Here is a 15011-nt window from a genome sequence, read left to right on the forward strand (position 1 = left end):
ATAAAATGGAGGATAATACACGCTCAATTCTGGGCCTTTCAGCATCGCATGTTGTAAACGATATTTACTCACCTGTTCTTCCGGCGATTCTGCCGCTTTTAATCCTTCAAAACGGTTATTCATACTTTTTAGCAGGACTGTTGGTTACAGTTTACAACCTTACGTCATCTTTCACCCAGCCTTTTATCGGGTGGCTGTATGACAATAAGGGAATAAGCATACCTGTGCCGGTATCAATCATGTTTTGTGCATTTTTCATGTCGTTTGTTGGATTTGTTCAGGGAAACTACTGGATGATTCTTCTCTTTGGAGTTGGAGCGGCATTAGGGCATGCTTTTTTCCACCCAAGCGCTCTTGGCCTTGTAAGCCGGCTTGCTAAAGGTGCCAACAGAGGCAAACTTACATCATATTTCGTTGTCGGAGGTAATTTGGGCTTTGCAATCGGTCCTTTACTTGCAGGACTTGCAGTTGGTTTTTACGGATTAAACGGCCTTGCACTTCTTTTCATTCCCGGACTTTTAATGGCAGTTATTCTTCTAAAAGTTCTTCCTCAAAATTTCAACCGGAAAACTGTTTTAAAACCGGAAGAGGAATCCGCACAGGACAATAAAAAATTCCCATACCTTCCAATTACACTTCTTGTTGTCGGATCGTCATTTAGATCATGGGTAATCTTCGCATCTGTTGCATATCTTCCGACATACCTTACAGGAGAGGGATTCAGCTTGATTTTTGCAAACATTATAACATCTGCGGTTCTAATCGCCGGTGTATTCGGGCAGGTCATAGGTGCATCACTCTCTGATAAATACGGAAGAAAAGAATACACCCTTTTTGGTCTTTTAGCATCAATCGGGCCATTCATCCTGTTTATAATAACAAAAGGCTGGATCTCTGTTTTATCTTTAATAGTCTTTGGCTACTTCCTCTGGTCAACGTTTTCAGTAACTGTCGCAATGTCACATGAGATTGCACCAAAAGGAACAGGCACAGTCTCCGGACTTATGCTTGGTCTTGGTGTTGGCGCCGGGGGTATTGGTGTTGCATTTACAGGATATATTGCAGATATGTCAGGTGTTTTATTCGCTCTCTCACTTCTGGTAATTCCAATTGTAATAGCACTTGTATTCTTCATGCTTGTTCCATATCCCTGGAAGAGTTTTAAGAAAAACATAGATGTATGAATAAAATATAAAATTGAATGAAATATAAAAATAATTTTTTTATTGGTTTAACTTTTTTTCTCATCCGGTTTTTTTATTGAAAAGCCGTACCCAAAAAGATAATCTTTTGCAGTGCTTCTTATTTCAGGATCAAAGTCAACTGCGGCATACTTTAGCGCTTCGTATGCCTTTTCCCCTCCAATCCGGCCAAAAGCATGTACAATTCTTTCTCTTACCTGACAGTCCTTTTCAGTTTTAAAAAGGCTTAAAAGAGGCTCTATTGATCTTTCACTTTTTATTCGTCCAAGTGCGTTTACAACAGCCAGTTTGACTCCGCGTGAATTGTCATTTAATGCTTCACATAAATCATCCACAACCGACTCATCTCCAATTCTTCCAAGCGATTTTGCAGATTCTTTTCTGACATAATGAATATCATCCTGCAGAAGTGAGGCAATGTCAGACATACCGCCTTTTACACCGATTATTCTCAAAGCGGCACAGCTTCCGGCACGAATCCTCCATTTTTCGTCAAACATCGCTTCAAAAAGGGGTGCAATGGCAGGTTCACCTATCTTTGCAAGGGCCTGTACACATGCATTGTGCATCTTTTTGGACTCGTCATCCATTGCATCAATAAGAGAGCATATTGAATCAGGCGATTTTAATATTCCAAGCATTCCGGCAGAATTTTCCCTTACCGGAAGATTTGGATTTTGAAGCGCTGAGATAAGATAAGGCTCTGCAAAAGGACCTATTGATTCAAGAGCACGAAATGTCTGAGAGATAATTTCTCGATCTCTTACTTTGAAGGAATTAATCAGAGAGATAATCTGATCAGAAGATATACTTTCAGATTCAGTCAAATCACTGCTCTTTAATGCCGCAGAGCCTGCAGTATGTACAATAAATTTATCGCCTCCGGCATTTATTTCAGGCTTTCCTGCAATATCTGAGGTCATTATATTCCCGGATGAATCAAAAGGTATGGATGAACCAGATGAATCACATAAATCAGATAAATTTTCAGATAAGGATGTAGATTTCACAGTGATAAGAGGCTCACTTGTTTCACTTTTTGAATTTTCTAAACCTGGTGTTTTTTTAGTATTATCTTTTGCATAATCTGATACTTTATCCATACCGCCAAAATCATCGGCATTATTGACTTCAGTTTCCAGGGGCCCTTTCCATGAAGGTACATAAAGAATTGCAAAATAAACCCACAGGTAAATAAAAGATGTGAATAATGTGAAAATTACATCAAGACACCACCCGCAAATCAAAAATCCAAATATGAATATTGCAATAATTATTAAAAATATCAGTAAATGCGCAAATTTTTCCTGCGGATACCAAAGAGCAGTTAAAACAAGCGGAATATAAACAAGATGGGGTGTAAGCCTTGCAAGTATAAAGCCCACCTCACCACTTTCAGACGTATACGAATACGCCGCGAGTATCGCGACAACAATAAAGTACGCAATCAAAACAAATACTTTAATTTTGTCTGTATTTTTTCCGCTCATATTTTGTGCAAATTCCGGATATAATCCCTTTTATCTGTCAAATATTTTTTTGCATCCTGAATTGGTTTGGCTTAGTTCATTCATCATCTTTTTGCAGAACAGATAATAATATCTCTTTTGCACCAGATTTAAGGGTAATGTTTTTCATTGAGAAATTTAAATCTAATGAAACATATAGAAAACAAATATATGGAATATGGGGATTTTGATGAGAAACAAAATTAGTTCTGCAAATCTTAGGTTTTGGACAAAAAACCAGTCTGAATCACCGGATATGATTACAGATATGATTATTAATGCAATTTCAGATCCACTCTTTATTCTTTCAACAGAAGGGGAAATTCTTTTATGCAACACTGCATGCGAAGATTTCCTTAAAATGAGTGTCTCAGATATCAAAGGGCATCACTGCTATGAATTAGTTCATAAATTAAATGATTTTATAGAAGGGTGTCCTTTCGTCCGGTCTATGAGATCCAAAGAAAGAGAGACATATAAGGCCAATATTGATGGCAAATGGTCTTTGGTGACTATTGATCCTTTAATCAATGGAGAGGAAGATGTTGTCGGAGCAATTCATTTTATAAAAGATATTGATAATATTGTTCGTCTTGACGCCGCAAAAACAAATCTGGTTGGATTAATAGAAAACACTCTCGATGCAATGGCAAGTGTCCTTTTGGATGATACTATCAAATACTGGAATTTGGGTGCAGAGGAAATTTTTGGTTACACAGAAGAGGAGATTATAGGAAAAAATGCACGAATTCTTATCACAAAAGAAGGAATACCGCATTATGAAGAAATTAAAGAGAAAATAAGAGCCGGAGAAAAGGTACCAAGATTTGAATCAAAAATGGTTGCAAAGTCAGGTGAGAAAATTGATGTCTCAATCAGTTTTCAGCCTATGTATGATGAAAGAGGAGTTGTCATAGGAAATTCCTTTATTGCAAACAACCTCACTCCTCAAAGAAAAGCAGAACAGGAACTTTTACATTATGTAACAGAAGGTACAATGCGGCTTGAAAAACCCGTAGAGATAATAAAACGAAATCTCTCTGACATAAAAGAACTACTCATATCAGGAAAATTAGACTCTCATGATTTAGAACTTCTTCTTGATGTTCAAATATCAAACGCAGGTCAAATCTATGACAATTTAAAAGAATTAAAAAAAGAGATTGCGGCTAAACAAAAAGATCTCCCTGACGAACACACCAGATTTTTAAATGAATAGGAGATTTTACAGGAATGGAGACTACACCAGATGAACAAAATATTTCAAAAGTCATTTTGTTCTTTTCAGATCCTCAAAAAATAAGAGAGAGCAACACATCAATCATAAAAGAGGCACAGGACAGAGGTTACACACCAATAGTGACCACCATTAATTTTCCTGCATCAATTCTTGAAAAACTCTACCTTCAAAATGATTTGGATACTTCAGAAATCTACTTTATAGACGCAATTTCAAAATTTTCAACAGGCCCAAAATCAGTCTCCCCCGATGACAGACACATATTCCTCAATACCCCTTCAGATCTTACAAACTTAAGCATAGCAATATCTGAGATGCTCAAAAGAAACAATGGGAAAAGAATATTAATTCTCATTGATTCAATCAGCACGATGCTTATCTATCTTCCTTCTGTTAAAATTTCCCAGTTTGTTCATATTATTTCAAGCAAAATAAGGCAGATCGAAGAGAACTGCACATTTTTGGCTGTTGAAGGAGGGCTGGATCCTCTTTTATACTCACAGATAAGATCCTTTGTTGACGATGTTGTAGAAGAAACCGGCTAACTCTAAAAAACTCCATCAAACCGGTTTTAACATATTTTTACCACAATTCACTTTTTCATAAGTCAATTTGTCACAAGTCACTTTATCATAAACGACTAAATAATCCTGCAATTCGTTATTAAATTGTACAATAAAAACTATTAAACGCATAAGATGTGATATAACTTTTAATGGACATTTATCTGCCTGAAAAATATCAGACTATTCCGGTAAAGCTATTTGTTCTGGTAATTTTAACTGTTTTTACTTTAATCATTACGTTTTTTTCTCTTTCAGTAAACGTCCAGGTGGTTTTTACACACTTTTATTACATACCAATAATCCTGGCGGCATACTGGTTCACAAAAAAAGCGATTGTCTATACAATTTTTCTCTGTGCATTTTATCTGGTATTAGTCTATATTCTAAGCTTTCATAATCTGCAGATTTGTTTGGAAGCACTACTACGATGCCTTATATTTACAGGAATCTCATCAGTAACAGCCATTCTTTCGATGACAATTAAAAATCAGAGGAAAAAAATTAAAGAATCAGAGATGCTTTACAGGGCAGTCTGGGAAAATGTCCAGGCAGGAATTGTTCTGATAAATCCAGAGGACAACAAAATAATCTCAATTAATCCTGAAGCCTTAAAGATAACAGGTTTTTCAGAGAGTGAGGTTTTAGGACATGTCTGTCACAAATTAATCTGCCCGACACTGGCCGGAAACTGTCCTATAAGAAATAAAAGCTTAAAAATTGAAAATGCCGAACGCATTGCCCTTTCAAAAGATGGAAAAGAAATTCCAATTTTAAAAACAGCAACAGCAATGCAGATTGGCGATAATGAATTTTTAATAGAATGTTTCATCGATATTTCAAAGATAAAAGAGGCTGAGGCAACACTGCTTGGGTACATTCGTGAAGCAACCCTTCGCATAAGAAATCCGGTAAGTCTTGTAAAAAACAATCTTACAGAGCTTAAAAAGGATTTAAATGATAAAACAATAAACCCTGAATATTTTATCACTACTCTTTCAGTACAGGAGAAGCACATGGAGGAAATTTTGAAAAATTTAAAGGAAATTGAGCAGGCTGTTGCTGAAAAGCATACGGAAATACCAGAAGAATTAAGAAATTACTTAAAAAGAGAATAAGAGAGAGAAAAATTTCTCTTAAAACCTGAAAAGTATTAATTATAAAAATTTAAGTCGGAGTTTCATTCATCTCCAGAAATATCTTCGTAATTTCTGCATATTCATAAGGTGCATAACTTGATCCCATATGAGGGATGCCTTTGAATCTTACAAGCCATGAGCCGTTAATCCTGTCTGCAATTAAAACTGCCACCGACTGCGGTGTTATAATATCCTCTGTTCCTGTAATCAGCATTATATCATTTTTTATTGATGAGAGATTATCATAACATCCCGGATATCCGAGATTTGCAACAGCCTCCTTAACAACGCCTTCTGAAGAGTCGGGATTTGTTAGTGCATCCTCAATAAGTCCATGGAGTACTTCGGTCTTTGGAATTAAAACGCTGTATGTCGCAGATGATAAAACAGCCTTCCTGACCTTCTCCGGGTGTGAGATTAAAAGCTGTTGTGCAACTGTTGATCCCATCGAAACGCTATAGGTATTCATGCTGTCATATCCGAGGCCTGTTATAAGATTTGCCGCATCGTCAGAGAGATCATATATGGTAAAATTACTTAGTGTTTTTGAACTTTCACCCATATCCCGGTGATCATAGATATAAACATGATAATTTTCAGAAAGAAGACTGATAAATGTCGTATTCCACGAATCCATTGTCCCACCAAATCCTATTATCATCAAAAGAGGTTCTGAATCAGGTTTTCCAAATTCACGGTATGCAAGGCTTACATTATAAGAAAGATCAAGATACGAAACAGGCGTTTTTTCATATGAAATAATGGAAATCTCTGACATGGGGGTTTGTGAGATTGTTTGCACAGGCAATTCTGATTCTGATTCTGATGTGCATCCTCCTGCAAAGACTGAGAAAACCAAAACCAGCATAAAAAAAATTAAAGAAATATACTTTTTCATATTAATCCTCTGAAACAGAGTTTATTTCCATCTGTTTAATAATTATTTATCTGTTGTTTTTTCTGTTGTTATCCTGACAAATATTGTTTTTCTCCTGACAACTGCAAATCACGAAAATAATTAAGACCATACAAAAGATAAAGAGGCTAAAAACAAAACAACGCTAAAAACTGAGATCTAAAAAACTGAGGTATTTTATGAAGATAAATCCTCATATAATTAAATATGCGACCTGTATACTGCCGCTATTAGCAGTTATTGTATTTTTAGCATATGCTGTCTTTCTACTGAAACACATCCAGATAATATATGGTAAATTCCACATTTTGCCATTATCAGTCTTCCTGGAAATAACTGCTCTGACAATATTATCATTATTCTTTATTTTTCGTTTTTTCCTTAAAAAAACGAGTCTGACTCCGGTAATAATTCTGGTTTTTCTTCTCTGGATAATTCCGCAACTGACATTCATTTCATTTATTGAGTATGAATATGGTCTGGTTGAAAAAAATTACTTTGATTTTACAAAAGATGAAAAAACATCAGGAGACACAAAGATTGCAAAAGCGTGGAACATCTCAAAAAAATATCTTGATTCTTTCTCATCATCTCAAAATGATATTAGAATCCCGGTGCCTGTCCGTTGTTTGTATGAGGATAATATTGTCTTAAAAATGAATTCATTCCTTCATATTTACCTTTTTTATTATCAGGGCCTTGAAAAATTAACAGTTACAGACAAAAGAGGAAACTGTAGTGAATTTGCCCGTGCTGTTGCATACATCTCAAACAAAACTCTGGGAATGCAAACCAGAATTATAGAAATTTCGGGCTACAATCATAAAATTGCAGAGGTAAAAGAAGATGAAGAGTGGTACGTTCTTGACCCCTTGAAAACCACACCTGATTCTCCTGTTTTGGAATCCGACTATAAAAAAATCTTTGAAACTTATTCCTTAAAAGAAGTTCATTACATTTGAGGATTTAAAATATCTGATGATAAAAAACGTTCATGAAACTAAGGTTTCATGCAATAGTTACATGTAAATCACAAAGTGATTTTCATGGTAAATCGCTTAATTAAAGACTTTCATGAAATTATATTTCATGCAACAGCTTCATGAAAGCTACGAAATTACTTCCATGTGAAAAATGCATGATAAGCGTTTTTCATCACACAAAAACTGATGACAAGTATATCAGGGATTTTAGACTTTCATAACTAATCAAAAGACTACAGATTCACGAAAGTTAATGACATTGGCAAAAGGGAAAATGAATGCATAAAAAGAGATCCAAAGGATTTGTTTATGTGGTAATATTAATATCTAATCGGCCAAATATAGTAAGGCACAATTTAACTAAAAAAGTTCATGAAACAAATGTTTACATTAAAAAATAGATGTAATTAACAATTTAGTTTCATAGAAATTCATATCAGACCGGATATTTTCTAAACGATTTCATAGTAATCAGGTCTGATTTATAGAAGCAAACAAATTATCTTATATCCCATACCCCCGTAGTGTAGTGGTCAATCATACCGGCCTTTGGAGCCGGTGACGGCGGTTCGAATCCGCCCGGGGGTATAAAAAGACCTCTTTTTAATGAAATTATTAATTCATGGTTTTTAAGAAGAAGAATCCTCCTGATTCTTAATTATGAAATTGAATGAAATAAAATTAGGATATAATTATTTTCAATGAAAACGTCCATGAAATTATATTTCATGTAAAACTCATATCAGGATTTTTCAGATTCATCAGTATCAATCTCATAATATTTTCTTAGATATTCCCTGATTTTTTCAGATTCCACCCAGCTTTGATCAAGTTCATTTATGAGCCTGTCAATAATTCCTGCCTGATCCAAAATTTTTTCTGAATATTCTCCGGAAATCATAGATGCATAGCCAACAATTACTGCAAGAGGATTTCTTATCTCGTCATTTAAAGCCGCAAGTCTCAAAAGATTTTTTTCAATCTGCTTTAATGCCTCAAATTCACGGATCCTTGATTCCTTTTCTGCTGTGATATCAACAAACGAACAGTGAACGCCATGGAATATGCCTTTTTTATCTCTGACTTCCGAAACTGAGCCGATTCCATAAAATGATGAGCCGTCATCGCGTAACCCCAAAACCTCACCTGTACGGCTGTCTGATTTTTCTTTCTCCTCAATAGTTTTATCTTTAAAAAAATCTGATAAAAACTCAGTGTTTTGTATTAACGATGAGATTTCTCTCATTTTTGCAGCCTTTTCATCAATATTCCACTGATTTTGTGCGGCTTTATTCATATAAACAATCCTTCCGGATTCATCAGATATCACAACAGGACTTACCGATGAATCTATTGCAAGATTTTTTAGCAAAAGTTCATCTTCAGCTTTTTCAAGTTCATCAGTTCTTTTTCTAAAAGCCCTGTTAAGCCACATATGACTATAAACTGTATAACCTGACAGGATACCTATAAAAATTACAAAAAACAAGGTGGTCTGTCTGAAAGGCGACATTTTATCCTCAACAAAACCCATCCATCCGTTTTCAGGTGCAATTGCAAATGTCCAGATTTCATTGCCTATAGTCATCTCATATAATCCGGGGGAATTATCAAATACAGACTCATTACCATAAAAAACACCATAATCATCGTTTTTCATAGCTACGTTATATCCATGAATTTTAAACATGCCACTTTGATCATAGATTTTTGGAAGATCAACTGACAATGACACAAAACCCCAGAAATCACCGTCATCGGATGTGCCGTTTAGGAAAACAGCCTTAGTTATGATAATTTCATCTTTTCCCAGATGATTTTTTACAGGACCTCTGAGGACAAAAGGCTTCCCATTTAAAAGATATTCATTCTGTCTGACAATTGCAGGGCTTGGATCATTAAAAAAATTATAGTTTAAAAAAAACTCATTCCCTGATTCCGGATATATATATGTATAGACACCATCAGGTGCAACACCTATGAAATTTAATTCAGAATGGCCTGACAAAAGAGTTTTTGCAAAAATATTGAATCTGGAATCCAGTTTGTTATTATCAATCTCAGCAACAACAAATGAATAAACACCATCAATGAGCCCTATTTTTTCGTTTATTGAATAAGTAATGGAATTGCTGTAAAAAGAAAATTCATGATGCAGAGTTTCTTTATGATCGCTTATTAGTTTTTCACTGTAAACCAGACAGCCATAATGCCATATTGGAAGTAATAAAAAAATTACCAGAATACATACCAAAAATGCACCAATTACAGGATTTTTTCTGATATATTCAGGATATGTTATTGTTATACCTCCTCATGAAAATTTACCCGCCGGATTTTTTGCTATTTGTTTTAGAGATATATATTGCTTTTTCATATGACAGGCAAAGATAAAAAAAATCAGAGATTCTTTGCCTTTTCAAAATATTTTTACCTTTTTTAAAAAAAAATTACATGAAATTTACTTCTTAACTTAGATGAAACCGTTGTATAAAATGTAATTTCATGGACGTTTTTATTGAATTGTAGATTTTATACACTTTTTTTGTATTCTTCAATCAAAGCCTTTGCATATGAATCCTTTTTTTTAGTCGGAATATAATTAAGAACAGTTGCTCTTTTCATAATCTCTTCTTCTATTTCATTCTCAGACGTCAGATTTAACTTTTTAACCTCTGAGAAGATGAAGTCAAGCTTGTTTATTCCTGTCACCTTTCCATCAACATCTATCTGTCTTACATCATTTCCGGATGGAACTATTCCTCCGCATACTGTGCAGTAATCCCCATCTTTTTCACTCATTGCCGTTCACCAAATTCCCTGTTTTTTAATTATTATACCAATCTGCATTTAAATCTGTAGTTAAAAATCTGTAGTTAACTTTGTAATTCAGCATGTATTTAAAACTGTAGTTTAGCCTGTAGTGAAGTCTTTAGTTAACAGACAGGCACTTCAGACATGCATTTTTTTTCAGATTTACCATGAAAACGTCCATGAAATTATATTTCATGCACCGGTTTCATGTAAGTTACAAAGTAACTTTCATAGCAAACGCACATGATAAGCTTTTTTCATCACACAAAAAAGTGATGATAAGTCTATCAGGGATTTTAGACTTTCATTGCGAATCACATTATTACCTACAAAAAGCAACATGAAACTTTGAATGAAAAATTTATTTTGTGAAAATTATTAGCAGAAATTTTTCAAAATTTAAAAAAAACCTCTTCTTTAACTCCATCTTAAATCAGATAATCTGGTTCAATATCATATTTCACCATAAATAAGGTCTTATTCCATCCCTTTTTGCAGACACTAAAATGAAAAAATTATGAAAAAAATCTCAATAGAAATCATTAAAATCAGCAAAACCTTTCTATTCAGTAATACAAACCTAAAAGATACGATAATATGAAAAGCGCAAAACAAAATTCAAAAGATAAACCTAAAAAAGAACAAAAAAACCCGCTGGATAAATTTTTAAATAGTGAAGATTCAGCTGTTAGCTTTATACGCGACATATTATTGGTTTTAGGCGCTGTAGGCATAATTGCGCTTTTACTTATTTTGGTGTCAGGCACATGGCCTGCCGTTGTTGCAGTTGAATCAGAGAGCATGGTTCCTAATATGAACATTGGAGACCTCGTATTTGTTGTGTCTGCAGACAGATACGGTGACCTTCAGACATGGGAAGACGGCCTTTCATCAGGATATGCTAAATTCAACAATTATCCTGACAAACAGGGAAACTCTGTATTTGGAGATGTCATAATATACCGGCCAAACGGCGATGACAGTGTTCACCCAATCATCCACCGTGCTTACGGATGGTATGAAAGCAATGAATCAAACCCTTTGACAAACAGCGGATACATAACAAAAGGAGATAACAACAATGTATATGACCAGTTATCCGGCATATCAGGAATTGGTGTAATAAAGCCGGTCAAAAGCGAATGGATAATTGGAAAAGCGCTTTTTTCTGTGCCATATCTTGGATATGCACCTCTTCATCTCTTTGAATTTGCAGTCATTCTTATAGCAATAATGATAATTCATGAATTATACCTGAGAAGACGCGGAGATAACTGAAAATGAGCAGAAATGACATAAAGATTCTATTAAATGATACTTTAAACGGGCACAGGCTCACAGTAGAGGAAGCTGAAAGCCTGATGAAAATAAAAGACAGGCAGATTTGGGATGTAGCCCGTACAGCAGATGAAATACGTGAAAAAAAGGTTGGAGATGTTGTCACATATGTCAGAAACCAAAATATCCATATAACAAATATCTGCAGAAACCTCTGCCATTTTTGTGCCTTTGGAAAGCCTAAATCCGACAGTGAAGCCTACCTTTACAAAGAGGACTTTGTCCGAAATGCGGCAAGGCTTGCAAAAGAAAGAAAGGTCACAGAAATCTGTCTTTTATCCGGCGTTCATCCTGATTTTGCAACCCAAAACTATGAAAATATACTTGGATGGATTACAGAGGAGTTCCCGGGCGTTGACATTCATACAATGAGTCCTGATGAAATATCTCATGCGGCGAAGATGGACGGCATCACAACAAAGGAAGTTCTTGAACGTGTTGTTGCCGCAGGGCTTGGAACACTTCAGGGAACAGGCGCCGAGATTCTTGTTGACAGCGTCAGAAAAGTAATATGTCCGTCAAAAGTATCCACTAAGGAGTGGTCGCGGATAATAAAGGAGGCTCATTCTTTAGGACTTAAATCAACTTCCACTATAATGTACGGATCTGTTGATACAGAAAAAGACAGGGCAGAGCACCTTTCGGTCTTAAGGGATATTCAGGATGAGACAGGAGGCTTTACAGAGCTTGTGCCTCTTCCTTATCTTTACCAGAATACAAGGCTTTATGAAAGAGGTCTTGCACCGGCAGGTGCGACAGGAAGAACTGATCTTTTGTTTTTTGCAACAGCACGGCTTTTTTTGGACAACTTCGACAATATTCAGATTTCATGGGGAAAAGTAGGCCTGAAATTCACACAGCTTGGTCTTTTGGCAGGCGGAAACGACTATGGCGGGACAATGTTTGCTGACGAAGTTTCAATTGACGCCGGCGGAGACGGTTCGGATTATTTTGACCCTGAAGAGATGAAAAGAGTCACTGAGGATATTGGAAGGGTACTCCGGCAGAGAACAACAAGATATGAGCTTATTGGATAAAAATTAACAAAATTCAGATTTTATTCTGATTTCTCTCAAAAAAAGCCTTCACAAACCTTATTTCACTGACAGATATCCTTCCGTCTGTCAGGCTTTTTATATCCTTTATCGATATATCTCCATAATTTTTAAGAGAAGAAAAGACAGCTTCCTGATTTTTTTCAGAGACCAAATCATCCAAATCTATTTCTGCACCCTCTCTAATTTTTTCTTCAATGTGAACCGCAATAGTCTCTTCAGTAAGCTCCCTTTCTTTTGCAATCTGACTTATTGTCATTCCTTTTGCATACATCCGGTAGGTTGCATCACTGCTCTTTTCCCGAACTGAAGTTTTGCTTTCATTACCGGAAGATGCATAAAGGCCTGCATTTGATTTTTCACTCTCAAACGATGATATTTCATCCAAAAAGAGCTTTCCAAATTCTCCTGCTTTGTGATCTCCGATTCCCTTTATGCTTAAAAGACCGGTCTTTGTTTTCGGCCGCTTAGATGCAAGTTCAGCTAAAGATGCAATTGATAAAACCATGTAAGGCGGAATTTTCTTCTCATCCGCAATTCTCTTTCTGACTGTTTTAAGCCTCTCATAGAGGAAATTGTCACAATCACGCATCCTGCCATCAGATAATTCCTGTGGGGAGGTTTTACTAACACTCTTTTTAGATCTTTTTTCTTTTGATTTTTTATCCTTAAAACGTATAAGTGTGACACGGACTTTTCCTGAAAGAACATCCATGCTTTTTTCATTTAATACAACTACAGGATAGCGGCTTCCCTCACGCGACAAAAAGCCGCCTCTCATTATCTCTTTAATGTAGGACTCCAGTTCATCCTTTGAAAATGTCTTTCCTGTGCCAAAATATGGTGATTTTTCATGGCCCTTCTCTTTTATCTTTTTGCTCTTAGATCCTCTTAGAACATCAGCAATGTATCCTATTCCAAAGGAGACCTCAAGAGACTGAATACACCTGATTATCTTTTTCGCAATATCTGTTCCGTCAAATGGCTCTGAAGGATTTAAACAGTTGTCGCATCTTCCGCAGGCAAATCCAGTTGTGTCCTCGCCGAAATAATCAAGAAACATCTTAACGCGACACTCTGTGCTCTCGCAAAAATCAGTTATAGCATCAAGCTTTTTAAGAGCTGAAGTCTTTTGCCTGCCGGCGTTCATCCGGTTGATAAAATATTCAACCTTTGCCCTGTCACCTCTGGAATAAAACAAAAGGCAGTCAGATAAAAGACCGTCACGTCCTGCTCTTCCCGTCTCCTGATAATAATTTTCAGGACTGTCAGGAAGATCATAATGAATCACATACCTGACATCAGGCTTGTTTATTCCCATTCCGAATGCAACCGTTGCAACAATTACAGGCACGTTGTCCTTTATGAATTTGTCCTGAGTTTTTTCACGGACCTGCTTGGAAAGCCCTGCATGATAGGGAAGTGCGTAGATTCCGGCAGAACCTAACTTTTTTGAGATATCCTCAACACCTTTTCTACTCTGACAGTAAATAATTCCGGAATCGTCAGAACGTCTTTTTTTGATATATGAAACAATCTGACCAAAAGCATCCTTTTTTGGAATAACAGTATATTTTAAATTTTTCCTGTAAAAACTACCAACATAAAATAGCGGATCTTTAAGATTTAGCTGTTTTATAATATCAGTTCTCACAACCGGTGTTGCCGTTGCAGTCAGAGCAATTACAGGTATTTGTGGAAATTCTTTTTTTAGTGATGCAAGCCGCCTGTATTCAGGCCTGAATTCATGACCCCACTGTGAGATGCAGTGAGCCTCATCGACTGCCAGAAGTGAGATTCTGCAACGTTTCAGAGTTGATATAAAAGAAGGTGTAACAGCTCTTTCAGGCGATACATAAACAATATCCAGACTGCCACTGACCATTGCACCAACAGTCTTTGTATAATCTGAATAATCCTGAGTACTGTTTAAAAATCCTGCGGAAACACCGGCTGTTACCAGTGAGTCAACCTGATCTTTCATAAGCGAAATAAGAGGTGATACAACGACTGCGATTCCGTCCATCAAAAGTGCCGGAAGCTGATAACATATTGATTTTCCACCTCCTGTTGCTATGACTGCCAGTACGTCACGCCCGTTTGTCACAGAATCAATTATCTCTTTTTGATAGGGATACAAAGAATTGTAGCCAAAATATTTTGAAAGCGCTGATTCAGCAGAAAGACTGCCTGCCGGTATTGTGTCTGAAACCTCATGCATGGATAGTTGTATTGTAATGTTTGTATCTGATA

General features: G+C 36.0%; 12 protein-coding genes and 1 tRNA gene. 8 read left to right on the top strand and 5 right to left on the bottom strand.

Going from position 1 to position 15011, the window contains the following annotated elements:
- The first annotated feature begins 5 nt into the window (after window positions 1-5).
- Window positions 6-1184, top strand: a complete 1179-nt coding sequence (locus tag L1994_RS09225) for an MFS transporter (RefSeq protein WP_278099151.1) — start codon at window positions 6-8, stop codon at window positions 1182-1184.
- Between the two features lie 47 nt (window positions 1185-1231).
- On the opposite strand, the gene L1994_RS09230 is transcribed toward L1994_RS09225, so the two are convergent.
- Window positions 1232-2692 carry a HEAT repeat domain-containing protein gene (locus tag L1994_RS09230; protein ID WP_278099152.1) on the bottom strand — a complete coding sequence of 487 codons (1461 nt, stop codon included), beginning with the start codon at window positions 2690-2692 and terminating at the stop codon, window positions 1232-1234.
- 208 nt (window positions 2693-2900) lie between these two features.
- On the opposite strand from L1994_RS09230, the gene L1994_RS09235 reads away from it, so the two are divergent.
- The 3 genes from L1994_RS09235 to L1994_RS09245 all read left to right on the top strand — a co-directional run bounded on the left by L1994_RS09235 (window position 2901) and on the right by L1994_RS09245 (window position 5631).
- Complete coding sequence (locus tag L1994_RS09235) at window positions 2901-3929, top strand: PAS domain-containing protein (RefSeq protein WP_278099153.1); 1029 nt, start codon at window positions 2901-2903, stop codon at window positions 3927-3929.
- 14 nt (window positions 3930-3943) lie between these two features.
- Window positions 3944-4495 (top strand): DUF7504 family protein, encoded by a 552-nt coding sequence (locus tag L1994_RS09240; RefSeq protein ID WP_278099154.1) that lies wholly within the window; start codon window positions 3944-3946, stop codon window positions 4493-4495.
- 170 nt (window positions 4496-4665) lie between these two features.
- The gene (locus tag L1994_RS09245) at window positions 4666-5631 is read left to right on the top strand and encodes a PAS domain S-box protein (RefSeq protein WP_278099155.1); all 966 of its coding nucleotides are present in this window, start codon (window positions 4666-4668) and stop codon (window positions 5629-5631) included.
- A gap of 49 nt (window positions 5632-5680) precedes the next feature.
- Here L1994_RS09245 and L1994_RS09250 read toward each other — a convergent pair whose 3' ends face one another.
- Window positions 5681-6520, bottom strand: a complete 840-nt coding sequence (locus L1994_RS09250; protein WP_278099156.1) for an alpha/beta fold hydrolase — start codon at window positions 6518-6520, stop codon at window positions 5681-5683.
- A 227-nt stretch (window positions 6521-6747) separates the two neighbouring features.
- Here L1994_RS09250 and L1994_RS09255 point away from each other — a divergent pair, with 227 nt between their 5' ends.
- A complete protein-coding gene (locus L1994_RS09255; RefSeq protein WP_278099157.1) occupies window positions 6748-7530 on the top strand; it encodes a hypothetical protein in 783 nt (260 codons plus the stop codon).
- Between the two features lie 536 nt (window positions 7531-8066).
- Window positions 8067-8139, top strand: a tRNA-Gln gene (locus L1994_RS09260).
- 154 nt (window positions 8140-8293) lie between these two features.
- Here the strand turns inward: L1994_RS09260 and L1994_RS09265 are convergent.
- Together L1994_RS09265 and L1994_RS09270 are read right to left on the bottom strand one after the other, a co-directional pair.
- Window positions 8294-9805 carry a PAS domain-containing protein gene (locus L1994_RS09265; protein WP_278099158.1) on the bottom strand — a complete coding sequence of 504 codons (1512 nt, stop codon included), beginning with the start codon at window positions 9803-9805 and terminating at the stop codon, window positions 8294-8296.
- Between the two features lie 278 nt (window positions 9806-10083).
- Entirely contained in the window at window positions 10084-10353 is a 270-nt protein-coding gene (locus L1994_RS09270) for an NAC family transcription factor (RefSeq protein ID WP_278099159.1), read from the bottom strand.
- Window positions 10354-10962: 609 nt separating this feature from the next.
- Between L1994_RS09270 and L1994_RS09275 the strand changes: the two genes are divergently transcribed.
- Window positions 10963-11643 (top strand): S24/S26 family peptidase, encoded by a 681-nt coding sequence (locus tag L1994_RS09275; protein ID WP_278099160.1) that lies wholly within the window; start codon window positions 10963-10965, stop codon window positions 11641-11643.
- Between the two features lie 2 nt (window positions 11644-11645).
- Window positions 11646-12740 (top strand): 5-amino-6-(D-ribitylamino)uracil--L-tyrosine 4-hydroxyphenyl transferase CofH, encoded by a 1095-nt coding sequence (cofH, locus tag L1994_RS09280; protein ID WP_278099161.1) that lies wholly within the window; start codon window positions 11646-11648, stop codon window positions 12738-12740.
- Between the two features lie 13 nt (window positions 12741-12753).
- On the opposite strand, the gene recQ is transcribed toward cofH, so the two are convergent.
- A complete protein-coding gene (gene recQ / locus L1994_RS09285; RefSeq protein WP_278099162.1) occupies window positions 12754-14979 on the bottom strand; it encodes a DNA helicase RecQ in 2226 nt (741 codons plus the stop codon).
- Window positions 14980-15011 lie beyond the last annotated feature (32 nt).

The sequence above is a fragment of the Methanomicrobium antiquum genome (assembly GCF_029633915.1).
In the GTDB taxonomy this organism is placed as follows: domain Archaea; phylum Halobacteriota; class Methanomicrobia; order Methanomicrobiales; family Methanomicrobiaceae; genus Methanomicrobium; species Methanomicrobium antiquum.